General features: G+C 45.5%; 22 protein-coding genes. 12 read left to right on the top strand and 10 right to left on the bottom strand.

The genetic code is table 11. From position 1 onward, the window contains the following. The first annotated feature begins 128 nt into the window (after positions 1 to 128). From F752_RS0101110 to bshB1, 4 genes are all read left to right on the top strand, one after another. Positions 129 to 992: a sigma-70 family RNA polymerase sigma factor gene (locus F752_RS0101110; RefSeq protein WP_017729877.1), complete on the top strand. Its 864-nt coding sequence runs from the start codon at positions 129 to 131 to the stop codon at positions 990 to 992. 116 nt (positions 993 to 1,108) lie between these two features. Then, a complete protein-coding gene (trxB, locus tag F752_RS0101105; protein WP_017729876.1) occupies positions 1,109 to 2,056 on the top strand; it encodes a thioredoxin-disulfide reductase in 948 nt (315 codons plus the stop codon). Continuing rightward, positions 2,053 to 3,105 carry a M23 family metallopeptidase gene (locus F752_RS0101100; RefSeq protein WP_236613952.1) on the top strand — a complete coding sequence of 351 codons (1,053 nt, stop codon included), beginning with the start codon at positions 2,053 to 2,055 and terminating at the stop codon, positions 3,103 to 3,105. The genes trxB and F752_RS0101100 overlap by 4 nt, the downstream gene beginning before the upstream one ends. Before the next feature lie 68 nt (positions 3,106 to 3,173). Continuing rightward, complete coding sequence (gene bshB1, locus F752_RS0101095) at positions 3,174 to 3,890, top strand: bacillithiol biosynthesis deacetylase BshB1 (RefSeq protein WP_017729874.1); 717 nt, start codon at positions 3,174 to 3,176, stop codon at positions 3,888 to 3,890. A 77-nt stretch (positions 3,891 to 3,967) separates the two neighbouring features. On the opposite strand, the gene pdxH is transcribed toward bshB1, so the two are convergent. Continuing rightward, positions 3,968 to 4,612, bottom strand: coding sequence for a pyridoxamine 5'-phosphate oxidase (gene pdxH / locus F752_RS0101090; RefSeq protein ID WP_017729873.1), 645 nt, complete (start codon positions 4,610 to 4,612; stop codon positions 3,968 to 3,970). A 258-nt stretch (positions 4,613 to 4,870) separates the two neighbouring features. Between pdxH and F752_RS0101080 the strand changes: the two genes are divergently transcribed. Then, positions 4,871 to 5,851 carry a YheT family hydrolase gene (locus tag F752_RS0101080; protein WP_026135429.1) on the top strand — a complete coding sequence of 327 codons (981 nt, stop codon included), beginning with the start codon at positions 4,871 to 4,873 and terminating at the stop codon, positions 5,849 to 5,851. A gap of 53 nt (positions 5,852 to 5,904) precedes the next feature. On the opposite strand, the gene lhgO is transcribed toward F752_RS0101080, so the two are convergent. After that, a complete protein-coding gene (gene lhgO, locus F752_RS0101075; protein WP_026135428.1) occupies positions 5,905 to 7,104 on the bottom strand; it encodes an L-2-hydroxyglutarate oxidase in 1,200 nt (399 codons plus the stop codon). 236 nt (positions 7,105 to 7,340) lie between these two features. Between lhgO and F752_RS26165 the strand changes: the two genes are divergently transcribed. Beyond that, positions 7,341 to 7,481: a hypothetical protein gene (locus tag F752_RS26165; RefSeq protein ID WP_160164067.1), complete on the top strand. Its 141-nt coding sequence runs from the start codon at positions 7,341 to 7,343 to the stop codon at positions 7,479 to 7,481. A 10-nt stretch (positions 7,482 to 7,491) separates the two neighbouring features. Further along, positions 7,492 to 9,177, top strand: coding sequence for a sodium:solute symporter (locus F752_RS0101065; RefSeq protein WP_017729868.1), 1,686 nt, complete (start codon positions 7,492 to 7,494; stop codon positions 9,175 to 9,177). Between the two features lie 210 nt (positions 9,178 to 9,387). On the opposite strand, the gene F752_RS0101060 is transcribed toward F752_RS0101065, so the two are convergent. Further along, positions 9,388 to 10,245 carry a DUF2911 domain-containing protein gene (locus F752_RS0101060; RefSeq protein WP_026135427.1) on the bottom strand — a complete coding sequence of 286 codons (858 nt, stop codon included), beginning with the start codon at positions 10,243 to 10,245 and terminating at the stop codon, positions 9,388 to 9,390. A gap of 165 nt (positions 10,246 to 10,410) precedes the next feature. Between F752_RS0101060 and F752_RS0101055 the strand changes: the two genes are divergently transcribed. The 5 genes from F752_RS0101055 to F752_RS0101035 all read left to right on the top strand — a co-directional run bounded on the left by F752_RS0101055 (position 10,411) and on the right by F752_RS0101035 (position 16,627). After that, positions 10,411 to 10,839, top strand: coding sequence for a hotdog fold thioesterase (locus F752_RS0101055; RefSeq protein ID WP_017729865.1), 429 nt, complete (start codon positions 10,411 to 10,413; stop codon positions 10,837 to 10,839). Next, positions 10,832 to 11,473 carry a DNA-3-methyladenine glycosylase gene (locus tag F752_RS0101050; protein WP_017729864.1) on the top strand — a complete coding sequence of 214 codons (642 nt, stop codon included), beginning with the start codon at positions 10,832 to 10,834 and terminating at the stop codon, positions 11,471 to 11,473. The genes F752_RS0101055 and F752_RS0101050 overlap by 8 nt, the downstream gene beginning before the upstream one ends. Beyond that, entirely contained in the window at positions 11,439 to 12,380 is a 942-nt protein-coding gene (locus tag F752_RS0101045) for a 2-hydroxyacid dehydrogenase (protein WP_017729863.1), read from the top strand. Before F752_RS0101050 ends, F752_RS0101045 begins: the two co-directional genes overlap by 35 nt. 152 nt (positions 12,381 to 12,532) lie before the next feature. After that, complete coding sequence (locus F752_RS0101040; protein ID WP_017729862.1) at positions 12,533 to 13,288, top strand: glycosyltransferase; 756 nt, start codon at positions 12,533 to 12,535, stop codon at positions 13,286 to 13,288. A 183-nt stretch (positions 13,289 to 13,471) separates the two neighbouring features. Beyond that, the gene (locus F752_RS0101035; RefSeq protein ID WP_017729861.1) at positions 13,472 to 16,627 is read left to right on the top strand and encodes a ligand-binding sensor domain-containing protein; all 3,156 of its coding nucleotides are present in this window, start codon (positions 13,472 to 13,474) and stop codon (positions 16,625 to 16,627) included. Positions 16,628 to 16,646: 19 nt separating this feature from the next. On the opposite strand, the gene F752_RS0101030 is transcribed toward F752_RS0101035, so the two are convergent. From F752_RS0101030 to F752_RS0100995, 7 genes are all read right to left on the bottom strand, one after another. Next, positions 16,647 to 17,336 carry an N-formylglutamate amidohydrolase gene (locus F752_RS0101030; RefSeq protein ID WP_017729860.1) on the bottom strand — a complete coding sequence of 230 codons (690 nt, stop codon included), beginning with the start codon at positions 17,334 to 17,336 and terminating at the stop codon, positions 16,647 to 16,649. Beyond that, a complete protein-coding gene (locus tag F752_RS0101025; RefSeq protein WP_017729859.1) occupies positions 17,336 to 18,556 on the bottom strand; it encodes a carboxylate-amine ligase in 1,221 nt (406 codons plus the stop codon). The genes F752_RS0101030 and F752_RS0101025 overlap by 1 nt, the downstream gene beginning before the upstream one ends. 9 nt (positions 18,557 to 18,565) lie before the next feature. Next, positions 18,566 to 20,023 (bottom strand): RimK family alpha-L-glutamate ligase, encoded by a 1,458-nt coding sequence (locus tag F752_RS0101020; protein ID WP_017729858.1) that lies wholly within the window; start codon positions 20,021 to 20,023, stop codon positions 18,566 to 18,568. Continuing rightward, positions 20,020 to 20,724 carry a C39 family peptidase gene (locus F752_RS0101015; RefSeq protein WP_017729857.1) on the bottom strand — a complete coding sequence of 235 codons (705 nt, stop codon included), beginning with the start codon at positions 20,722 to 20,724 and terminating at the stop codon, positions 20,020 to 20,022. Before F752_RS0101015 ends, F752_RS0101020 begins: the two co-directional genes overlap by 4 nt. A gap of 236 nt (positions 20,725 to 20,960) precedes the next feature. Continuing rightward, positions 20,961 to 21,344 carry a co-chaperone GroES gene (locus tag F752_RS0101010; RefSeq protein WP_017729856.1) on the bottom strand — a complete coding sequence of 128 codons (384 nt, stop codon included), beginning with the start codon at positions 21,342 to 21,344 and terminating at the stop codon, positions 20,961 to 20,963. Between the two features lie 51 nt (positions 21,345 to 21,395). Continuing rightward, a complete protein-coding gene (locus F752_RS0101005; protein WP_017729855.1) occupies positions 21,396 to 21,863 on the bottom strand; it encodes a CYTH domain-containing protein in 468 nt (155 codons plus the stop codon). Positions 21,864 to 21,950: 87 nt separating this feature from the next. Next, positions 21,951 to 23,135, bottom strand: coding sequence for a vWA domain-containing protein (locus F752_RS0100995; protein ID WP_017729853.1), 1,185 nt, complete (start codon positions 23,133 to 23,135; stop codon positions 21,951 to 21,953). Positions 23,136 to 23,137 lie beyond the last annotated feature (2 nt).

Raw genomic sequence — 23,137 nt, 5'->3', positions numbered from 1 at the left:
TGACAACAATTGTTTAAGAACAATGTTAGGGTAATATTAAAGTGCAGAAGGAACTTTAATTTTACCCTGCACTGTTAGCTGAAAGTTATCAATCACAAACCGGAACATATATCAAACAATTTTACTGAATGAGACAGCTTAAGATTAGTAAGCAAATCACCAACCGCGAAAGCCAGTCCCTTGACAAGTATTTACAGGAGATTGGAAAGGTTGACCTGCTTACGCCAGATGAAGAAGTGGAGTTAGCCAAGCGGATTCGGGAAGGAGACCAGATGGCGCTTGAAAAGCTAACCAAAGCTAACCTGAGGTTTGTGGTATCAGTTGCCAAGCAGTATCAGAACCAGGGCCTTTCTTTAGGAGACCTTATTAATGAAGGAAACCTTGGTTTGATTAAAGCTGCCCAGCGATTCGACGAAACCCGCGGTTTCAAATTCATCTCTTATGCTGTCTGGTGGATTCGCCAGTCTATTTTACAGGCCCTGGCCGAACAATCCCGCATCGTTCGCCTTCCGCTTAACAGGGTAGGTTCCTTAAACAAAATTTCCAAAACCTTTTCTGAACTCGAGCAAAAGTTCGAGCGTGAGCCTTCGCCGGATGAACTTGCTGAGTGCCTTGAAGTATCGACCAGCGAAGTGGTAGACACCATGAAAATATCGGGCCGCCATGTATCGATGGATGCTCCATTTGTGCAGGGAGAAGAAAACAGCCTTTTGGATGTACTGGAAAATGATTCGGAAGAAACCCCCGATGCGGAGCTGATGAATGATTCGCTGCGCAGAGAGGTGCAGAGAGCCCTTTCTACCCTTACCCAACGCGAAGCCGATGTTATTGCGCTGTATTTTGGTCTTAACGGTGAACACAGCATGACTTTGGAGGAGATAGGAGAGAAGTTTAACCTGACGCGCGAGCGGGTAAGGCAAATCAAGGAAAAAGCCATTCGCAGGCTGCGCCATACCTCCAGAAGCAAAGCTTTGAAGCCCTATCTTGGATAATTCAGTAAAACATATTACATTCATAAAAGGTCTCCTGTTTGAGACCTTTTTTTATTGTAACTTTATATAAATTCGCAATCGAAAACAGTTTATAAAAGAAACTACCTTCGCATAATATGACCAAGGAAGAAGTAAAAGTATTGATTATTGGATCAGGGCCAGCCGGCTATACCGCAGCAATTTATGCTTCGCGGGCAGGCCTTAACCCGGTACTTTATATGGGAGAGCAGCCGGGTGGTCAGCTGACCATTACCAACGATGTGGAAAATTACCCCGGTTATCCGGATGGAGTCAATGGCCCGCAAATGATGATTGACTTTCAGCAGCAGGCAGAACGCTTTGGCACCGATGTAAGAACCGGCCTAGCCACCAGTGTCGACTTTAGCGGCTATCCTCACAAAGTGGTAATAGACGATAAGCATGAAATTACCGCAGAAAGTGTAATTATTTCAACAGGCGCATCGGCCAAATGGCTGGGACTGCCATCTGAGCAGCGCCTGAATGGCCAGGGTGTTTCGGCCTGTGCGGTTTGCGACGGTTTCTTTTTTAGAAATATGGATGTAGCCGTAGTAGGAGCCGGCGATACCGCCTGCGAAGAGGCTACTTACCTGAGCAAGCTCTGCAAAAAAGTATATATGCTGGTTCGGCGCAACGAGATGCGTGCCTCCACCATTATGCAGCAGCGCGTGCTAAAAGCAAAAAATATTGAAGTGCTCTGGAATACCGAAACAGAGGAAATTTTAGGGGAGCATGAAGTGGAAGCCGTTAGGGTAATCAATAACCAGAGCGGTGAGGTAAAGGAAATTCCGGTACAGGGTTTCTTTGTAGCCATTGGTCACCAGCCTAATACAGCTATTTTTAAAGATTACCTCAAGATGGATGAGAATGGATATATTCAAACCATTCCAGGTACTTCCAGAACAAATATTGAAGGTGTATTCGCAGCAGGCGATGCGCAGGACCACGTATACCGCCAGGCGGTAACAGCAGCAGGAACAGGATGTATGGCAGCTCTGGATGCGGAGCGCTTTTTAGCAAGCAAAGAAGTCGCAGTAGCAGAGTGAAAAATATAGTAAGTTCTTTAATTATTTGCCTTCTGATGGTGGGTGCTACGGCAGCCCATGCTCAGAAAAAAGGTGGTTGGTTTCGTAATCTTTTCAGGGCCAAATCTCCGGTGGTGGAGTATGTGGCGCCTGATACTTTGCAAAGTAGTTTTACCGATTCGCTACAGAATTTTGGCGGTGGCGGTGAAGAATTGGGATTGGATAATGAGGAATTGATTGCAGATGAAGACGAGGATCCTGAAGTAAAAAAAGGACTGCTGGAGTTATTTGAAGAGACAGCCATGGCCGAAAAGAAAGTAATGGTGGAGGTTTCTGATGATCTGAAAATCAGTAAGGAGTGGTTAAGCCTGCATGAATACTACAGCCTGTGGGATAGCTGGAATATCAACCCCTATGAGGTCGATCCGGGAAAGTTTGCCGACACGGTACACCTGCAGCTGTACGATTCCCTTGAGATTGGTGGCTGGTCCCCTCCGTTAGATGACACCCCCATTACTTCCAACTTTGGTTCCAGGCGCTATCGCTGGCATTATGGTACGGACATTGAACTGGATAAAGGCGATTCTGTCCGGACGATGTTCGATGGAATTGTTCGCATAAAGAAGTATGACCCGAGTGGATATGGCTATTACCTCCTGGTACGCCATAAGAATGGACTGGAAACCTTATACGGCCACCTGAGCAAGCAGCTGGTAGAGGTAGGCGATGTTGTTGAGGCTGGCGAAGTGATAGCCCTTGGTGGAAATACAGGCCGTAGCAGCGGACCTCACCTGCACTTCGAATTCAGATACGAGGGGAATCCTATTAACCCCGAGAAAATCTACAATTTTGAAGATAACGAGCTGGCAATGGATAGCCTGTCCATTAGCCCTGCCACTTTTGCCTATGTAAAGGAAGCACGCAAAATCCATTTTCATAGAGTACGGAGTGGCGATACCCTTTCGGAGATTAGTAACCGGTATGGGGTTTCCATTAACCAGCTATGTCGCTTAAATGGCATCCGCCGGAACAGCGTGCTAAGGATTGGCCAGAGATTACGCGTGAATTAAGCTGGCGAGGGCCACAGCTTTTAGTATATTTGCCACACCTTTTAGGTGTGGTTTTTTTATTTTTATATATGAAGTTAGATATCCTTGTTTTAGCTGCGCATCCTGATGATGCCGAACTAACCTGCAGCGGAACCATTGCTCTGCATGTGGCCATGGGCAAGAAAGTGGGCATAGTTGATTTTACCAGGGGCGAAATGGGTACCCGTGGCACACCTGAGCTCCGCCTGGAAGAAGCAGAGGCTTCGGCAAGTATTCTGGGCTTATCCGTTCGGGAAAACTTAGGGCTGGCCGATGCTTACTTTCTGAATGACCGGGAACACCAGCTGGCCGTAATCCGGAAGATTCGTCAATACCAGCCTGATATAGTGCTGGCCAATGCCGTTACCGATCGCCATCCCGACCATGGCCGCGGGGCACAACTGGCTATCGATTCCTGTTTCTTAGCTGGCCTGCGAAAAATAGATACTGAACTGGATGGCCAGCCGCAGGAAGCATGGCGCCCCCGCCAGCTCTTCCACTATATTCAGAGCCAGTACATCCAGCCCGATTTTGTGGTGGATGTGTCGGATTACTGGGAACAGAAAGTCGCTTCCATTAAAGCCTTCGGCTCACAGTTCTTCAACCCCGAAAGCGATGAGCCGGAGACCTATATATCCTCCGAAAACTTTATGAAATTCATCGAAGCAAGGGCACGGGAGTATGGGCAATCCATTGGCGTTACCTTCGGCGAAGGTTTTACCCTTCACAAGCAGATAGGAGTGAAGAGCTTGTATGATGTACTGTAGCTGGGACTTAAATAAAATTCTGCTGGAGCCTTATCTTTAGATGAATAAAGATAAGGGTGATCCACAAAGGGAGCACATTACGGTGCCAGCCTTTTTCGCTGCCATTGGGTTCCATTTACCAGATCATACGCTATGCGGTCGTGCAGGCGGCTGCTGCGGCCCTGCCAAAACTCTACATAGTCCGGGATTAATTCATAACCTCCCCAATGCTCTGGTTTAGGGATAGGATTTTCCGCAAACCTTTCTTCAAACTCCTTTTCCCGCACCTCCAGTAAGCCTCGTTTATCAATTTCCTGGCTTTGGGGCGATGCCCATGCTCCCAGCTGGCTTCCTCTCGGCCTGCTGGAGAAATAGGCCTCTGCGGTAGCCTGGTCCACCTTTTTAATCTTTCCTTCCACCCGTACCTGTCGTTCCAGTTCAGGCCAGAAAAAGGTAAGGGCAGCGAAAGGGTGCTCTTCCAGCTCTTTCCCCTTCCGGCTCTGGTAGTTGGTGTAAAAGACAAAGCCTTTCTCCGTAATATCCTTCAGGAGCACGATACGGGCAGAAGGACGTCCGTTTTTGCCAACTGTAGAAAGATTCATGGCATTTATTTCCGGTACCTCTGCCTCCTGTGCCTCCTTAAACCAGCGGCGGAACTGTTCGATAGGGTTTTCAACAGTTTCCTGCCGGTTCAGCACCCGCTTGGTGTAGTCTTTTCGGATATCTGCTATTCGCTGATCCATCTATTTTTATCGATTAAAAGTTCTGAAAATATTTGTCTCTGCCTGCTTTTTTTTCTGAAAGTTTGCCGGTACCCTGCATCAGCTGAGAACAAACCAGCAGCAAAACTGAAGTCGAAAGCTTTGGGTATTTGCCGGGTTTTGTCCAGTGCTGGCTTCTTTTGCTCCCGGCCCTCTTCTCAAATTACGTACTTAGGCAAACAAAAATAAAGGAATTGGTGTAATTTTACTGTTCCTGTATAGTTTCCTGCTTCTTTAACTATGCCACTGATTAAATCTTCTTCGTATACCGAACGACCCTTTTACCTCTTCAACCCCCATCTCGAAACTATTGTGCCCAGTGCTCTTCGGCGGGTGAAAATTCCGCCTTACATCCGGGAGCGTATTACTACCCCTGATGATGATTTTCTTGACCTTGACTGGTTACAGGGAGGGCATGATCAGCTGGTGATTCTTTCCCATGGCCTGGAGGGAGATACATCCCGACCCTACATTCAGGGAATGGCAAAAGCCTTTGCGCAGAATGGCTGGGATGTGCTGGCATGGAACTGCCGTACCTGTAGTGGTGAACTGAACAGAGCGCAGAGAATGTACCACCACGGGGTAAGTGATGACCTGGATGCAGTGGTGCAGTATGCGCTAAAGGAAAATTATAAAAAGCTGGTTTTGGTAGGCTTTAGTATGGGGGGCAGCATCACCTTAAAGTATCTGGGCACTCACGGAAAGCAGCTGCCGGAGGTTCTGTCAAGGGCAATTGTCTTTTCCGTTCCCTGTGATTTAGGAGGGAGTGCAAGAGCACTTTCAGAAAAAGGAAATGCGTTTTACCGGAAGCGATTTCTGCGAAAACTAGGTAAAAAGATAAAGGCAAAGGCTAACCAGATGCCAGGCCTGATTGACTGCGAAGGCTATGAAAAAATAGAGCACTTTCCGGAGTTTGATGGTCGATTTACCGCCCCTCTCCATGGTTTTAAAGACGCAGATGACTTTTACCAGCAGGCCAGCGCCAACCGCTATATTCCCGCTATCCGTGTTCCTACCCTCATTGTAAATGCTAAAAATGATCCGATGCTGCCCGAAAGCTGCTACCCCGTGGAACTGGCACGAGACCATCCATTTGTTTACCTGGAAGTGCCGGAAAAGGGCGGGCATGTCGGCTTTAGCCTTGCAGGGCAGTCAATGAACTGGGCTGAACGAAGAGCCCTGGAATTTGCCTCTGCTCCTGCTGTTCCGGAGCAGCAGTAGTGAGCCCAAGATGGCTGGTGGTCCTGGGCTTCCTTATTGGAGTAGCTTTCTGTTTAATTATGAAATTGCTGAAGGGCAAGACCAGCCACCGTTTCGCCAATAGCCAGAGAAGAGGTAGCTGCAGGGGAGGGGGCATTACAAACATTTACCACACCTCTGCTCTCCAGTATCAGGAAGTCATCCAGCAATCCTCCATCCCGGTCACAGGCCTGTGCACGAACCCCTGCACCACCCGGTTTAAGGTCACTTTCCCTGATTTCGGGCATCAATTTTTGAAGGGCTTTGGTAAAGGCTGCTTTTGAGAAGGAGCGGTACATTTCTCCCATGCCGGTTTTCCAGTATTTACCAGCTACTTTTTGAAAGCCAGGCCAGCTAAGCGTTTCCGCCAGCTCTGCCAGGTTGATGTCTGATTTTTTATATCCTTCCCGCGCAAAAGCAAGTACAGCATTCGGGCCCGCTTCAATGCCTCCTTCTATCATTCTGGTAAAGTGAACCCCCAGGAATGGGAAATTAGGATCGGGTACCGGGTAGATTAGATTTCGAACCAGGTGTTGCTTTTCAGGCGCCAGCTCATAATACTCTCCCCGGAAAGGAACGATCTTTAAGTCCATGGACTGGCCAGTCATTCGTGCTACCTTATCGGAGTAGAGGCCGGCACAGTTAATCATAAGCTTGGAGGTAAAGGTGCCTCTATTGGTAATGACTTCCGTACCATGGCTTCTCTGGCGGATGTTCCGTACCTCGTGCATCAGCAAAATGGTGGCGCCTCCCTCTTGTAGTTTTTCTGCATACTTTTGGGCCACCCGTTTATAATTGATAATGCCGGTTTGCGGCACAAAAAGACCGGCTATGCCATTTACATGCGGCTCATACTCATGAAGCTCTTCCTTTTGCAGCTTTTTAATGTCGTTAAGGCCGTTTGCTATACCACGCTGGTAAATATTTTCAAGGGGTTGAAGTTCTTCCTGGCTGGTGGCTACAATAATTTTCCCGCATAGCTCGAAAGGGATTTCTTCCTCGCGGCAGAAGCTGAGCAGTTGGTGGTAACCGTTAAAACAGTTTCTGGCTTTGAGGCTACCCGGTTTATAATAAATGCCCGAATGGATTACACCACTGTTATGGCCGGTTTGGTGAGCGGCCAGCTGTTTTTCCTTTTCAAGAATGAGTATTCTTAGCTTTGGTTTTTGCTTCTGAAGCTGAAGGGCGGTAGCGAGGCCCACAATGCCCCCGCCAATTACAATTATATCGTACACCGGATTCTGTTTTTTTTTACAAAGGTAAACTGCTTTTGAAAATAGCAAAACTATCTTTTTATTACCGCAGCAATTAGGCAACAGCTTTTCAACCGCTATAAAAGAATTATTGTTTAGTTGAATGCATCTTGCAGGATGGCAGAATTAAGCGTGCTGCATTCAAAAGCGAGCGCGCATAAACCGGTTTTATTCCTGATATTTCCTTATTTTGCTTCGCCAACTTTCAAGTTCCGATTTTGATGAAGCAGCAAGCGCAGGATCCTTTAAATGAAAAGCCTCCCATTCTGGGGAGCTGGAAAAATATCTACGCCGTAGTCATCGGCTTTTTAGTTGTCCAGATTATTCTTTACTACCTGATCACGCTTTCCTTCCACTGATTGCTCTACAATGAATATAATTGACTGGATCGTTCTGTTCGGGACCCTGCTCTCGATTGTAATTTATGGAGTGTACAAAACCCGGGGGAGCCAGAATATAGAATCTTATTTGCTCGGTGACAAGAGCATGAAATGGTGGACGATTGGCTTATCGGTTATGGCCACGCAAGCCAGTGCCATCACCTTTCTGTCTACGCCGGGGCAGGCTTTTGAAGACGGGATGCGCTTTATCCAGTTTTACTTTAGCCTGCCGCTGGCAATGGTGGTGCTTTCGGTAACGGTAATTCCCCTTTATTACCGCTTAAAGGTTTATACCGCTTACGAGTATCTTGAAACACGCTTCGATTTAAAAACCCGTACGCTGGCCGCTCTTCTCTTTCTGATACAGAGAGGGCTGGCAGCAGGTATCACTATTTATGCGCCGGCTATTATACTTTCCTCTATACTGGGCTGGCCTTTAACTCTCACGAACCTTATAATAGGGCTACTGGTGATTATTTATACGGTAAGCGGAGGCACCCGGGCAGTAAGCCAGACGCAGAAGCAGCAAATGGCAGTGATGATGGGAGGAATGGTAGTGGCCCTGCTGGTGTTAATCTGGAAGCTGCCTGAAGGAATTGGCTTTAGCGAAGCGGTAGAGGTGGCTGGCAATATGGGAAAGCTGCACCTGGTAGATCTTTCACTGGATTTTGAAGACCGTTACACCCTATGGTCGGGCATGCTGGGAAGTTTCTTTTTATTCCTCTCCTATTTTGGTACAGACCAGTCGCAGGTTCAGCGGTATATTTCGGGTAAGTCTATAACAGAAAGTCGCCTTGGATTGCTGATGAACGGCCTGGTAAAGATTCCTATGCAGTTCCTGATTCTTTTTATCGGTGCCATGGTTTTTGTGTTCTTCCAGTTTTATCAGCCCCCGGTATTTTTTAATGAAGCCGTAAAGGAAAAGATAGTCCATACGGTAGAAGGGGAACAGCTGGCGGAATTAGAGGAGGAATTTACGGCTGTTTTTCTGGAAAAAAGAGAGACGTTGGCGCAGGCGCTGAGGCAGGAAGGAGCATTAGCCCGGGAACTATATACCAAAGCAGAGCTTTTACAGGAAAAAGAAGATGCAATTCGCATGGAGGTGAAGGAAGTAATTGTTGCGGCAGATCCGCTGGCAGAGCCCAAAGATACCGATTACGTTTTTATTACTTTTATTATGAACTACCTGCCGCATGGTTTAATTGGCCTTTTGCTGGCAGTGATTTTTTCGGCCGCAATGTCTTCCACTGCTGGTGAACTCAATGCTCTGGCTTCCACCACCACGGTAGATATTTATAAAAGATCAATTAAAAAAGAAGCCAGTGAAGTACATTATTTGCAAAGCTCTAAATTGTTTACGGTTTTGTGGGGACTTCTGGCTATTGCATTTGCCACCTATGCCACTCTTCTGGATAACCTTATTGAGGCGGTAAACATTTTGGGCTCTCTTTTCTATGGAAGTATACTGGGTATTTTTCTTGTCGCTTTTTACATCAAAAGAGTTAAGTCCAATGCCGTGTTTTATGCAGCCTTGCTGGCAGAAGCATTTGTAGTTATCTGCTATTTTACCACCGATCTTGCTTTCCTTTGGCTGAATCCGCTTGGTTGTGGTGTAGTGATTATTCTGGGGCTCCTCTTCCAGGAATTAGAAAATCGGAAAAAGGTAAAAAGATAGAAGGAAACAGAAGAGGAAGTAGTGATTTAAAGCTCTTAAGTTCCGCTCATTTTTTTGTGCACGAGCCGTAAGGCCAATGCTGTTGAGTGATGGCGGAGTGAAAAGCGGTGAGGAGGAGTCTGTAATTTATAGGGTTAGGTATAGAAACATAAAAAAGAGGCTGGTCTTGAACTACAGAACCAGCCTCTTTTTATTTCCATCGCCGGAAGGTTATTTCATGGCCTTATAGCGTGTGATAAGCTCTTCGTTTATTTTAACGTAATCCTGATTATTTTCTTTGGCCGCCAGTTCTTTCGATTTCTCCGCTGCTTTTATCGCTTCCTTGTAATTTTTCATATCTGCCAGAATTTTCGACTTCACATTGTAAAATACAAAGTGCTCCCGGCCTGAAATCGCCTGATTAATCCATTGCAGCGCCTGGTTGAGGTCTTTGTTATTTTCCTGGTAATAACGGGCTGCCTGATAAAAAACATTGGGAGAAACTTTGGTTAATTCTTTTATTTGTGCCATTACCACATCATCTACAGCGGTTTCTATCGGAACACTCACCATGGTGTTATCCCAGCTAATGTTAAGGTCGGCACTGTTTTTTGTGTAATTGGAAAAGTCAATGGTAAAGGTTTCTACCGGATAAGGAATGGTGGTAGGTTTTACCTTTACACGAAGGGCATCATCCTCAGGATTATAGCCTGAATCTCCCCACAACTCAGTATTATTGCTAAAAATAACCGTCCATTCGCCGATACCAGGAATGGTATAGAGAGCATAGGTACCCGGAGGCAAAGACTGGCCTGCAATTTTTACACTATCTTCGAAAGTAACTTTGGTCGATTCATTGGCACCTGTTCTCCATACCTCGCCGTAAGGAATCAGTTCTCCAAAAATCTTTTTGCCGCGACCCTTCAAGCCGGGGCGGGAATAATCAACTACCACATCTGTAAGTCCTACAGTTGTTTCCAGGGTTGCAGGAGGGCTGGCCTGCGGCATTTCGATTTGAGCCTGTGCAAGGTGCATACTGCCGCACAGGGCTAATAGCAGTATCCACTTCTTTAAAAAAAGCTTTTTCATTTGAAAATGAATTTTATCTAAAAAAAACTGTTTGCAGGCACCTTCAATTAAAAAGGATGCCTTACTGTAAAGATTGCAAATTTTTTGTAGATTTTGATGTTTTGCCATCCAATTTAATTAATTTAAAATTTGCAGCAGCATCCATCTTTTTAAGCTCAGGAACAGATGTTCAATATTGAAAACTATCGAAACATTATGGAAAGGATTATTCCTTTTCACCAGGTGCTGGGCCTTCAGCTCATCGAAATGAAAACAGGTTATGCCTCTATTCGAATTCCGTTTAAGATGGAGCTGGTAGGCGACCCAAGAACCAACCGCATCCATGGCGGCGTAATTAGCACCGCCATGGATGCTGCAGGGGGAGCCGCCGGAATAACCACATTAAAAACAGCTGCCGACTTAATTGCCACTGTGGATATGCACGTGGATTATTTGTTCCCTGGCCGACCTGAAGACATTATTGTGAAAGGAAGAATTATAAAAAATGGTGCCTCCCTGGTGTTTACACAAATGACCGCCCAGCACGAAGGGGATGATTCCGTTATTGCCCAGGCAAGAGCTGTATACCGGGTAAAAAGAAGTACGAATGAGTAAAATACCCCTTTCCTTTTACCAGCGCCAAGATGTTGTCCAGATTAGCAGAGAACTCCTAGGTAAGTATTTATTTACCCGTATAGACGGAGTACTTACGGGAGGGATGATTGTGGAAACGGAGGCTTACAATGGCCGTACCGATAAAGCCTGCCACTCTTTTGGCGGCCGCCGAACCCCTCGTACGGAAATCATGTATCAGGCGGGTGGAGTTGCTTATGTGTATCTGACCTACGGTATCCATTATTTATTTAACATTGTAACCAATGATGAAGGTCAGGCAGATGCGGTGTTAATTCGCGGAATTGAGCCTGTTGAAGGTTTGGAGATAATGATGGACCGCCGTGGATTGGAAAAGCCGGAGAAACGCTTATCGGCAGGTCCTGGTGTGCTGAGCCAGGCTTTAGGAATCGGTAGAGACCATTATGGGCTTCCGTTGAATGGAAATATTATCTGGCTCGAAGACAGGCAAACCATTATAGAAGAAAAAGAAATATTGGCAAGACCGAGGGTAGGCATTGCTTATGCCGAAGAAGATGCTCTTTTGCCCTGGCGATTTAGCATCCTTAACAACCCCTGGGTAAGTAAAACAGAAACGAACTATGGCGATCGTACTCATCGCACCAAAAAAAAATAATTTAAAATACTGGCAGGAGAAGCTTCGGGAGGAGGCCAGCAGGCAGGGAGAAGAAGTACCGGTTTGGGTTTGGCCTGAGGTTCCGGAACCGGAAAAGATAAAAATGGCCGTGGTATGGAAGCATCCGCACCAGAGCCTGTACCAGTTTCCTGAACTGCGGCTGGTCAGCTCCATGGGAGCCGGGGTTGACCATATTATGCAGGATAAAAATATGCCGTCCCACTGGCAGATTACCCGCATTGTAGACGAACAGCTTACCAGGAGTATGAGTAATTACCTGCTGGCAGCGGTTTTAGGTTACCATAAGCGGATGGAGGAATATCCTTTACTTCAGCAACAGAATAAGTGGGGATACAGCGATGAACCCGAAAGGCCCATCCGGATAGGGATTTTAGGAATGGGAACTTTAGGAACTGACATTGCCCGAAAGCTGGTGGCATTAGGTTTTCCGGTTTCCGGCTATAGTCATAGCAGGAAAGAGGTGCCGGGGGTACGGAGTTTTGCAGGCCAGCCTGAGCTGCTCGATTTTCTTCAGCAGGTAAATGTTTTAATATGTTTGTTACCGCTTACTTCAGAAACCAGAGGTTTTCTTAACCTGCAGTTATTTAAAAACTGCAGGAAAGGTACCTTTCTCATCAATGTTGCAAGGGGGGAACATTTGGTGGAAGATGATTTATTGCAAGCCCTGGAAAAAGGTTATATTGGCACTGCATTGCTGGATGTATTTCAGAAAGAACCTTTGCCTGAAGTACATCCTTTCTGGAACCATCCTTCTATTTTAATTACCCCGCATATTGCCAGTGTAACGCAGCCCGATGCTGCCATTCCACAAATTATCGCTAACTACCTGAGAATGATGGCAGGAGAAAAACTACAAAACCAGGTAGACCGGCAGAAAGAATATTAGAGAGAAGAAAGATTGAAATAACTTCAAAATAAACGAAACCTTTTAAATTCTACGGAGTTAAAGCTGTTAGCCCACTTCTAAAGTGAGGCTGAGAAATAGTATATGCTTGAGTACTATTCTAAATCCTTCTTGAGCGACTTCCGTTTTTCCTGATGAGATTAAGTGTTATTATTCCTACCTTCAATGAGGGAGCCACCATAAGAAAAACCCTCCAAACTCTTCTGGAGAGGGCCGATCAGCCCCTGTATGAAATTATTGTAATTGACAGCGGCTCAACGGACGGCACTTTAAAAGAAATTGAGCATGAAGAGGTCGTTACAATTGTTAATCCGCGGATGGCGGGTAAAAAATGCAGGGCATTACGAATGGCTACTAATATTGCTCAGGGCGATGTTTTATTTTTCCTGGATGCCGATACCATTGTACCGGAGCATTACGATTCGGAAATTAAAAACTCTCTTAAAGATCCAAAAGTAGTTGGCGGGGCTTTTGAGTTTTCCTTCGATCGCTTTAGTATTCCCCTTTATTTAATAACCCTTGTTAACCGGATCCGGTACCGCTACCGCAAACGGTTTTATGGCGACCAAGGTATATTTGTCCGCCGCGATGCCTATTTAAAGGCCGGAGGATGGCCCGAGCGAAATCTTCTTGAAGCAGCTTACCTGTGCAGGAATCTTCAAAAATACGGAAAATTAAAATTGATTCGAAAGTCTACTCTTACTTCCAGTCGCCGTTTTACTGATGGAGGAGTCTGGAAGGTCTTTGCCCATGATATTTATATTTGGGGCAGAGATTTGCTTGGGCTGGATGTTGAAAAATATGCTGCCAGCTACTGGGCAAAGAATAAAGCTTATGGCAGAAAAGAGCTGGAAAAAAATGAACAGGTGAAGGAACTTCAGTATGATTGAACTTCCTTATGTGCTGAACGTTCAACTTAATTTTATGTCTTTGCAGAATTCTTAACGTGCCTTCCTTCTGCTTCTTCCTCTAAAAGTCTCCTCTTTTATTTTCCTGGTCATTAATTCTTTATCAAGATTTTTTTTTGTATTTATCCAGCTTTTTATTGACCTTTGTTTATCAAGGTTTTACCTATGCTTTACTATTTTTACAAAGCCAGTTTTCTCCTGCGATCAGTTGCTATTGTCTTTTTGTGTCTGATCCCTTCTCTCTTTTATGCGCAGTCGCCTCTACCTCAGCCACAGGCACCTGATACCTCTAAAGTGCTTACCCAATTTATGCTCGATGCCTGGACAACCGAAGATGGCCTTCCGAATAATTCGGTAATGGCCCACCTGAAGGCAGGTAATGGGTACTTCTGGCTGATTACCTACGATGGACTCGTACGATTCGATGGTTTAAAGGCTAAAGTGTTTAACCAGCGGAATACTCCTTCTTTTGGTACAAGCAGCCTCCTCACCGTTTTTGAAGATAGCCGGGAGCGGCTGTGGATAGGCTCTAACGGGAAAGGAGTTCTGGTGTATGAAAGTGAAGAATTTAAAATTCCTTCTTTTAATGCTGCTCTCCCGAATGGAACAGTAACTTCCTTTGCTGAAGATGAAAGGGGTAACCTCTGGATTGGCAGCCGTGGAGGCCTTTCTTATTTTGTAGACGGGGAGTTAAAGGAGCTACCTCAACCACTCTCTGAGCTTAACGTTTACTGCCTGCTCCAAACCACGGAAGCCCTTTGGATTGGTACCCTTGGAAAAGGCCTGTGGCGATATGATGTATCTGGTCTCCGGCAGTATACAACCACTCATGGCCTGGCAAGCAATTTTATCCGCTCCCTTGAATTGGGAAAGGATGGCCGGCTATGGATTGGAACGGAAGAGGGTATTTCATTAATGAAGGGAGAGAAGATAGAAGATGTGGCTCCTCATTTAAAAACTTTTGTGAATGGCATAGAGGTGGATAAGCTGGGAACTATTTGGTTCGGGACAGACGCAGGGCTTTTAAGGCTGGCAAATGAAAAGCTCGAACTTCTAACAGTAGAAGGGGAGGCCGGGGAAGATAATGTGCAGGCGGTATACAGCGACAATGAAGGCAGTATTTGGTTTGGCACCTACCGAAGTGGATTTATGCGGCTTCGGGATGGGAAGTTCAGAAATTATACCCTCCTCGAAGGTCTTCCGAATGAAGTAATACACAGCGTATATCCGGATGATGAAGGGGTTTGGATAGGAACGGATAACGGAATGGCTTTTTTAACGGCAGACCAACACCTCAAATCATTCAGAGCAGGTAAAGGTGAAATGGTAAATCGCATTCGGGATATGGTCCGGGACAAGGAAGGGAAACTTTTTGTAGGAACTTATGCCGGCTTATTCACTTTTGAAGAGGGAATATTCGTACCAGTAGCGCTTGAAAAAGAGGGTAAACCTGAAATAAGGGTACGGCGGCTTTTTGCAGAAGAAGATGGCCAGGTGTGGGTAGGGACCAATAGCGGGCTTTACTGCATTAAAGGAGGAAAGGTGCAGGATATTCCTGCCTTAGAAATTTTAAGACAGTATTACATCATGTCGATTTGCCGGGACAGGCAGGGAAGACTATGGATTGGAACAAATGGCAATGGCGTTTATTTTTTAGAGCAGGGGGAATTGCGCCTTTTTGCTCCTTCGGGGCAGCTGGCAAGCGAAGTGGTATTTGATATATATCAGGATAGTTATGGCAGTATTTGGTTTATGACCAACAATGGCATTAGCCTTCTCAGGAATGGAAAGCTGAAAACTAAAAGTGAACGGGAGGGCTTATTTGCAAATACATTTTTTCAGATACAGGAAGACAGCATCGGAGGCTTTTGGCTAAGTACAAACCGCGGAATATTTAAGCTTCCGGGAAAAAAGCTGTATGCTTTTGCTGAAGGAGATTTACCATTGCAGGAATCGGACTATAAGCATTTTACAAAAGCCGGCGGTTTAGGCAGTAGCCAGATTACCCCTTCTTCCAGGGGAGCAATGGATGGTAACGGACAGCTATGGTTTGCTACATTAAAAGGAGTTAGTGCCATCGACCCGGAGCAGGTACCACAAAATTCAAGAGTACCTGAAGTCATTATTGAAAAGGTAAGAGCTGGGGCTGACATCGAGTATTCGGCTCAGGGAGCTATTCAATTTCCGGCAGGAACAAAATATTTTGAGTTTGCCTATACAGGTCTTAACTACCGTGCGCCAGCTGCTACCCGTTTTCAGTATCAGCTGGAAAATTTTGAAAATATCTGGCATGAAGCAGGCACAAGAAGAATTGCTTATTACACCAATATACCAGCAGGAGCATATACCTTTCGGGTGAGAGCGGCTAATGAAGATGGTGTATGGAGTCAGGAGCCTTCCAGCATTTCATTTATTCAGCAGGCGTATTTTTATGAACACAGGTGGTTTCAGGTTCTTTCCCTTTTGCTTATCCTTTCATTCGCCGGAATCCTTTTTCTCTGGCGGATTCGGATGCTGAAGGCCATAAATGTGCAGCTCGGTAGTATGGTGGAAAAACGGACATCAGCCGTTGTTTCACAGCGGGATGCTCTTGCGCATCAGAAAGAAGAAATGAAGCAGTTGAACCAATTGAAGGACCAGTTGCTATCTACGCTTTCGTACGATGTGAAAGGACCTCTGATCTCTACCCTGGGTGTTTTAAATCTCTTTCATCAGAAACAACTTTCCAAAGCGGAGCTGCAGAAATACTGCGGTGATCTAAGCCAGCAGATTGGACAGCAACTGAATCGCATGGATAGCTTGCTTGCCTGGGCACAAGACCAGATGAATGGTTTTGTTTATAAACCGGTTCAGGTAAATCTTTATCAGCTTATCGAGGAAAGCGTAATGCTGTACAGACAGGAGGCAGAGATAAAAGGAGTGGGACTGGAGAACGAAACAGACCCTGCCATATATGTGCTGGCCGATAAAAATCTCCTGCAGCTCGTGCTCCGGAACCTTTTGGTAAATGCGCTGAAATCTTCGCTGGAAAAAGGAATGGTAAGGATAAGTGCTTCTGTAAAAGAGGGGATATGCCTGATAGAAGTGGCTGATAATGGGTTGGGAATGAGTAGAGAGCAGGTGGCTCAATTATTCCGTGGTAAGAAATTAACCTCCATGGCCGCGAGCTTCAGGCAGGAAGAAAGAAATCTTGGTCTGGCTATTTGTCGAGAGTTTGTGGAAAAGTGGGGAGGCAGAATTTGGGTAGAAAGTTACCTGGGAAAGGGAAGCCGGTTTAAGTTTACTATTCAGGAGCATAAAGGAGTTCTGGTGGAAGATTAAAATTCTCCCTTTGTATCCACTATTTTGCCCACTCCTCTTTTAAATGCTGAAGGCTTTTGAGAACGGCAGTATAGGCAGGTATATAGCCAGCATGCTTTTGATTGAGTTCAAGTTCTATACCAATGTACCCGCTCTGATACCGCTTTCTTAAATAAGTGGTAAAACCATCGGCTTTTCCCTGGTAAGGGTAATTCATTCTTATACGGGCATTTGGCCACTCTTTCTTCAGGTTTTCTTTCCAGCTTACACAAAAGCTTTTTTCCGCCTTTCTTGAAGGGTCATACAGAAGCCCGACATCAGCATTTCTTACCTCTCCATTGAGTTCAGGTGTAAAGCTGTGGATAGAAAGATGGATGACCTGCTCTTCTTCTTTTAGATACTCCTGAATTTTTTCTTCTACCATTTTCCTGTAGGGCAGGTAGTAGCTGGCAATAATTTCCTTTTTTACGGCCGCTGATGAGTTTTTGGTGAAAGAAGAAAAAAGGCTGGGGTGGTGGAGAGAGCGGTTAAGTTCCACTAATAATCTGCTGGTGTGGGAGAACAAGGAAAAATCCGCCAGCTCTTTTGACAGGAGCTGAAACAATTCATAAGCCCCGGGGTCATAACCCCGGTGGGATTGCAGTACCTGTTCTGCCTTATCGAAAAAAGGAACGTAGGCGGCAGGGATTTTATTGCCGCCATGTTCACAGCTAATAATCCATTTGCCCATTATACAAACAGGTGGTTATGCTGCAGGCAATTTGCCAGCTGGCGATACACCTCTATTATTTTCTCTTTATCCGGTTGCTCGCCCAGGGCCTTTTTTATACGGTTCGAAAGTGTTCCATGGCCAATTATTTTACTGATGGTCATATAATGCTCAGCTGAAAGATTCTCCCTCACATCAGGGAGCAAAAATGCCCACAACTCCCCAGCCGTCAGGGTTTCTTCGCCAAGGCCAAACATCCGGAGATATTCTTTATCTTCAATTTTTGCATTTTCGCCCTCTTTTACCACATCGAGGAAAATGGCAGCAAGGGTATCTTCATGCCAGTTCATTTGCGCTTCTGTAGAAGACCACTTTTCGCTCACCATCAGCTTCAATACTTCCACAATAGTGGAAAGAATGGCCAAATCTGCTGCAGGACATTCCTGTATATCGATGATGCGGATTTCAATAGCTCCCCTGTCAAAACGAGCGATGGCTCCCCTTGAATTGAGAAAGTGCTGGTCCAGGATATTCTCTGTATCGTATGGGCGGATGGCTTCACGAATGGGATTGAATATCTGCTCGTGGTAAGCCTGTTTGCTAAATACGGCCTCTGGTACCACCTTACCAGCTATGATAGGGAGCTTTTTCTGGTTATGTCTATAAGTTTCCAGTCTGGCATCGGCAAAGCCTGTAAGCTTACTGTCGAGCATGGGGGTGCTGGCACTCAGGGCTGGTATAACAGGCAGGAGCATCCGGATGGCGGCATGAAGTTTCTTAAACTCTTCATCACCCTGGAAGGGCAAATTAATATGTGTGCTTTGCAGGTTAGCCCACCCATGGCCACGGCAGTCGAAAATACGGTTGTAAAGGTTGTATATTTCGTTATATTCATGCTCCCACAGCTTCATTTCAGTAAAAGGATCCATAAACGGGTGAACACCCGAAGGAAGGAGCATGGCATTAAAAGGTTCGAGCAGCTCATTGATTTGCTGAACATTTCCGGCAAAATGCTGGTCGAGCTTTAGCAGGGAAGAGGCAGGACGATGTGTTTTTATCTCCAGAACGTGGTTTACCAGTTCGTTGGACCAGTCAATTTCACCGTTCTCAAAATCAGAGACATAAGCGCCGGTAACTTTTTTTAGTAATTCGTCGGCGATAGGTTTAACCGCAAGGGTATCGCGGTCAACGATCATATACTCCAGTTCTACGCCAAATACTTCAAAAATGCGATAGGCCATAATTAAAGATTAATAATGCGATTGTTCAATACGATTTTTAAATGTTTTTATAATACGGCCATATAGCTCGTCTCCCAGAATCTGGTCTTCAATGCCTGCATCGAGGTTTGGGTTATCGTTTACTTCTATCACATAAACCTTGCCATTACTTTCTTTAATGTCAACTCCGTAAAGCCCGTTGCCAATGAGGCTGGTGGCTTTGATGGCGGTCTCTAACACCTTTGCTGGAACCTGGTCCAGTGGAACGGTTTCAAACATTCCTTCCACATCATCTTTATTTTCGTTATCCCAGTTATAGATTTGCCAGTGTCCTTTGGCCATAAAATATTTGCAGGCATACAGTACCTGTTTATCCAGTACCCCAATTCGCCAGTCGAAATCGGTTGGCAGGTACTCCTGGGCAATGACCAGTTCGCTGGCATTGAGCATTTTACCTAATTGCTCTTTTAGCTCTTCCTCCGTCTTTACCTTTTTTACCCCAAGCGAGAAGGCAGAATCAGGCAGCTTTAATACGCAGGGAAGGCCAAGCTCTTTTTTAATGGACGCTTTATTTTCGGAATGAACAATAACTGTCTTTGGCTGTGGTATTTTGGCAATATCCAGAATCTCCGCCAGGTATACTTTATTAGTACACTTCAGAATGGAGTCCGGATCGTCCAGTACCACCAGTCCTTCTGACTGTGCCCTGCGGGCAAAGCGGTAGGTATAGTGGTTTACACTGGTGGTTTCGCGGATAAACAAGGCATCGAACTCTGCCAGACGGTCATAGTCCTCCTTGGTTATCAGCTCAACATAAAAGCCATTCTTTTCAGCAACATCTATAAATTTTGTAATGGCTTTTTTGTTACTTGGAGGTGACTTTTCCTCCGGATTCATTAAAATGGCTAAATCGTAGGTATAGCGAACCACTTTTGCCTGGTCGTACCGCTTTTTCTGAAAATAGCTGCCGGCATATTCCATTACATATTCCAGGTGTCCTTCTGGTATTTCCGAAAACGAAATAGGTTTAATTCCCTGTAGTACCCATTTCTTATTAAATACAAATTTGGCCCTGAGGAAGGGAGCCTGAAAAAGCTTATGGAGCTCATGGCTTAATTTGTCGTACTGCCGGGAAATGTTATGGCCGAAATATATACTGAGGGTAAATTCCTTGCTCTTGATTTTACGGAGGCTCTTCTGCATCAACTCATCCAGCTCATCCGAAACAATTTTTACAATTGCAGGCGCTTTCAGATCCTGGATATTCTTTACATTTGGTATAGGGTTATGGCCCCTAGCTTCGGCCAGCAAAGAAACGTAGTAGCCTTTGGACTGATAGCGGTAATCGTTGCACAGGTTAAATACCCTTACATTTTTTTCTTTGCTCAGTTCAGACTGGGCCAGGTAATTTTTAGGGGATATTACCTGCACTCCCTGAATGTTCAGTTTCAGCAGGTGAGGGTGAGTGGTGACTATTATTTTTTTCATAAAAGCTTTTTCGGAGCTACGATAAGGATGTTGGCATCGTAGGTAAGGATTCCCAGATGAACGGCATTAATGAGTCGCTTAATTTCAATCTTGTAATAATTATTCTGAGAGATAGGGTTTTCTTTATAGGGGTCGGCTACCCATACATGATCCTCTTCCATACGGGTTAAAACCACAAAATGGCCCATTGGTTCCCCTTTAAGATCATCGAAAATCGACTGATTCTTAGAGTTCGTGAACTCTCTTTTTGACTGGTACAGGTAAGTGGCACTCAGTCCCGCGAGAATAGGAATATTGTTGTGAAGGTAGCTTTTAAGAAGATCCTCATCCAGATTTTCAAAAAGAATCTGCCCGCCCTGCTGAAGAAATTGTTTATAGGCCTGAGTCGCCATGGCAAACTTTTTTCCTTTTTTATACGCCAGCTGGGCATCCAGCTTTTGCAGAAGTTCATCTTTGCTGAGGTCCTTCCAGCTGGGGTCGAACATTTTAAGGTTGTAGGTATAAATTTTTGCCTCAAAACCTTTGCTGATGGCATCCAGGCCTAAAAACACGGCCAAGGTACCCCCTTCTTCCAGGTAATTAACGCTTCCGATTACCTCATCAAGGTTAACGGTATATCTGAAAAAGGTATAAACAGCATGAAGGCTGGTGGGACCACAGGTGGTATCGTCGGGCTGGGGCAGAATCTTAAATTTACTCAAAGCAAAAAAGGGGTTCTTTATTCAAATTCTTTTGTTTAAAGATACAAATCTTTAACTGGCTATCAATCAATCTGGTTTTGCTTTACGCCTTTTCATCAGGCTTAAACAGAAAAGAGGTTATTTTAAAGCTTTTTGGGTGATGGAATAGCCATTATTCACTCAATATTAATCTCCCCATGCTTTTCCCTCCACAACCTACTCTGTTCGATTGAACAAATGCTTTTCTTTCGCAAAAGCTAGCTAAACAAATCTTCATCGCGCTCCAGCAGGAGGATACTTGCCTGAGGAACTACAAAATATTTTTCACCTTCCACCACTACCTCAAAAGCGCCTTTCTGAAGAAAGACAGCCAGGTCGCCTTCTTTTGCCTGTAGCGGAATATATCTTGTTTTTTCTTCGGCTTCTTTCCAGGGTTCATCATCCTCATCAGCGGGCAAAGGAATGGCATAGCCGGGACCGGTTTTCATAACATACCCACTTCTTACCTGATCTCTTTCCTGTACGCCTGGCGGTAAATACAAGCCACCATTGGTTCTGTTACCCTCCTTTTTTGGCTTAATTAAAACCCGGTCGCCGATAATGATAATCTTCTTTAACTTATTTTCTTCTGTTACTTTCATATGCTGTTAAAGGGTTTGATGGCGCTGCAAATTTAGCTGAAAAAGATGTTTTCACCAGCTGCCAAAGGGCTTTTGGCTCAGCTGAGAATTATAATAACGAGGATCATGACTTACTTCTTCACCTATCCACTCCGGGAGTTCCAGCGCCTGCAAATCATGCTCCAGTTCTGCCTCGGCTATAACTAGCCCTGCATTATCGCCAAAAAACTCGTCTACTTCCCACTGCTGCGGTCCTTCCATAAAGGTAAATCGTCGTTTTTCAATTAGCGGTCCTTTACAAAGAAGCAGAAGGCCTTCGGCATCCTGTTGTGGGATCGGATATTCAAATTCCTGGCGGCTTATGCCTTCCGTTTTTCCTTTTATTGTTAAAAAGCCTTTATTGCCTTTAATCCGCACGCGGATGGTCCGGTGGGGGTCTTCATTCAGGTAACCCTGCCGGATCTCTTCGCCAATTATGTCCTTAACCCGCTCTTTCCAATGGTAAAGGGGCAGGAATTTACGCTCTGTTTCTTGTGCCATAAGGGCAAAGGTACGGAAGAAAATAATTGGCAGGAAAGAGTTGCTCCTGCTGAAAGGCCAGAAATTTTATCTGGAAGTAAAGGAGATTTATGAATGCTGCTGCAGGGTTTTTACACCCTTTTCCAGGCCGGAGAGGGTAAGCGGAAACATTTGTTCAGGAAACAGCTCCTGAATAAGGGCAATGCTCTCAGTAAAATCCCACTCTTTTTCAGGAACAGGGTTAAGCCATATACAATTTCGGAAATGTTCTTTCAGACGACTGAGCCAGTAGCGGCCAGGTTCCGGATTCATGTGCTCCACACTTCCTCCCTTATATAAAATTTCGTAAGGAGACATGGAGGCATCCCCAACCACAATAACCTTGTAATCGCGACCATAGGACTGGAATAATGTTTCGGTAGAGAGCATGGCTGTCCGATGGCGGGCTTCCTGTTTCCATACCCTTTCGTAAAGGCAATTATGGAAGTAAAAGTGCTCCAGCTGCTTAAACTCATAGCGGGTAGCGGCAAAGAGTTGCTCGCATAAGGCAATATGCTCATCCATGGAGCCGCCAATATCCAGCAGGAGTAATACCTTTACCTGATTGGTTTTAGGAACGGTATATGCCAGGTCGAGCAGGCCTCCGCTGCGGGCGGTACGACGAATAGTTTCCTCAAGGTCAAAATCTGTGGCCTGCCCTTCGCGGGTGAGCATCCTCAGCCGGCGGAGCGCCATTTTAAACTGGCGGGTATCCAGTTCCCTTGAGTCGTCCAGTTCCTTAAATTCTCTTTTGTCCCATACTTTTACCGCTTTGCGGTGCCGGCTTTCATTTTGGCCGATACGGTACCCTGCAGGGTTGTAGCCCCAGGCTCCGAAAGGAGAGGTGCCCCCGGTGCCAATCCACTTATTGCCTCCCTCGTGTCTTTCTTTTTGCTCCTGCATTAACTTGCGGAAGCGCTCCATTAAGGCTTCCAGTCCGCCAAAGGCTTCCAGCTTTGCTTTTTCTTCCTCTGTCAGTTGCTTCAGACTGTTTTTTTGCAGCCATTCATCCGGAATTTCAGCAAAAGCTTCTTCGCCCCACTGCTGAAGTTGCCCAAAAACTTCGCCGAACAGCCGGTCAAAAAGGTCCAGCTGCTGCTCATGCTTTACCAGTACCGTTCGGCAAAGGAAATAGAAGTTATTGATGGAAGGCATCACCGCCTCCTTTTCCAATGCCTTGAGCAGGTCGAGGTACTCACGCAGGCTTACCTTTAGCTGGTTATTTCGTAAAATGAGGAAGAAGTGGAGCAGCATAC

Source organism: Nafulsella turpanensis ZLM-10 (assembly GCF_000346615.1).
Lineage (GTDB): Bacteria > Bacteroidota > Bacteroidia > Cytophagales > Cyclobacteriaceae > Nafulsella > Nafulsella turpanensis.
The sequence above is the reverse complement of the archived record's forward strand: the minus strand, read 5'-3'. Positions and strand labels throughout refer to the sequence as shown.

Excerpts from the sequence above, each read along its gene's own strand:
- F752_RS0101110 (WP_017729877.1), top strand. The coding sequence starts at position 129 with ATGAGACAGCTTAAGATTAGTAAGCAAATCACCAACCGCGAAAGCCAG.
- trxB (WP_017729876.1), top strand. The coding sequence starts at position 1,109 with ATGACCAAGGAAGAAGTAAAAGTATTGATTATTGGATCAGGGCCAGCC.
- bshB1 (WP_017729874.1), top strand. The coding sequence starts at position 3,174 with ATGAAGTTAGATATCCTTGTTTTAGCTGCGCATCCTGATGATGCCGAA.
- pdxH (WP_017729873.1), bottom strand. The coding sequence starts at position 4,612 with ATGGATCAGCGAATAGCAGATATCCGAAAAGACTACACCAAGCGGGTG.
- F752_RS0101080 (WP_026135429.1), top strand. The coding sequence starts at position 4,871 with ATGCCACTGATTAAATCTTCTTCGTATACCGAACGACCCTTTTACCTC.
- F752_RS0101065 (WP_017729868.1), top strand. The coding sequence starts at position 7,492 with ATGAATATAATTGACTGGATCGTTCTGTTCGGGACCCTGCTCTCGATT.
- F752_RS0101060 (WP_026135427.1), bottom strand. The coding sequence starts at position 10,245 with ATGAAAAAGCTTTTTTTAAAGAAGTGGATACTGCTATTAGCCCTGTGC.
- F752_RS0101055 (WP_017729865.1), top strand. The coding sequence starts at position 10,411 with ATGTTCAATATTGAAAACTATCGAAACATTATGGAAAGGATTATTCCT.
- F752_RS0101050 (WP_017729864.1), top strand. The coding sequence starts at position 10,832 with ATGAGTAAAATACCCCTTTCCTTTTACCAGCGCCAAGATGTTGTCCAG.
- F752_RS0101045 (WP_017729863.1), top strand. The coding sequence starts at position 11,439 with ATGGCGATCGTACTCATCGCACCAAAAAAAAATAATTTAAAATACTGG.
- F752_RS0101040 (WP_017729862.1), top strand. The coding sequence starts at position 12,533 with ATGAGATTAAGTGTTATTATTCCTACCTTCAATGAGGGAGCCACCATA.
- F752_RS0101035 (WP_017729861.1), top strand. The coding sequence starts at position 13,472 with ATGCTTTACTATTTTTACAAAGCCAGTTTTCTCCTGCGATCAGTTGCT.
- F752_RS0101030 (WP_017729860.1), bottom strand. The coding sequence starts at position 17,336 with ATGGGCAAATGGATTATTAGCTGTGAACATGGCGGCAATAAAATCCCT.
- F752_RS0101025 (WP_017729859.1), bottom strand. The coding sequence starts at position 18,556 with ATGGCCTATCGCATTTTTGAAGTATTTGGCGTAGAACTGGAGTATATG.
- F752_RS0101020 (WP_017729858.1), bottom strand. The coding sequence starts at position 20,023 with ATGAAAAAAATAATAGTCACCACTCACCCTCACCTGCTGAAACTGAAC.
- F752_RS0101010 (WP_017729856.1), bottom strand. The coding sequence starts at position 21,344 with ATGAAAGTAACAGAAGAAAATAAGTTAAAGAAGATTATCATTATCGGC.
- F752_RS0101005 (WP_017729855.1), bottom strand. The coding sequence starts at position 21,863 with ATGGCACAAGAAACAGAGCGTAAATTCCTGCCCCTTTACCATTGGAAA.
- F752_RS0100995 (WP_017729853.1), bottom strand. The coding sequence starts at position 23,135 with ATGCTGCTCCACTTCTTCCTCATTTTACGAAATAACCAGCTAAAGGTA.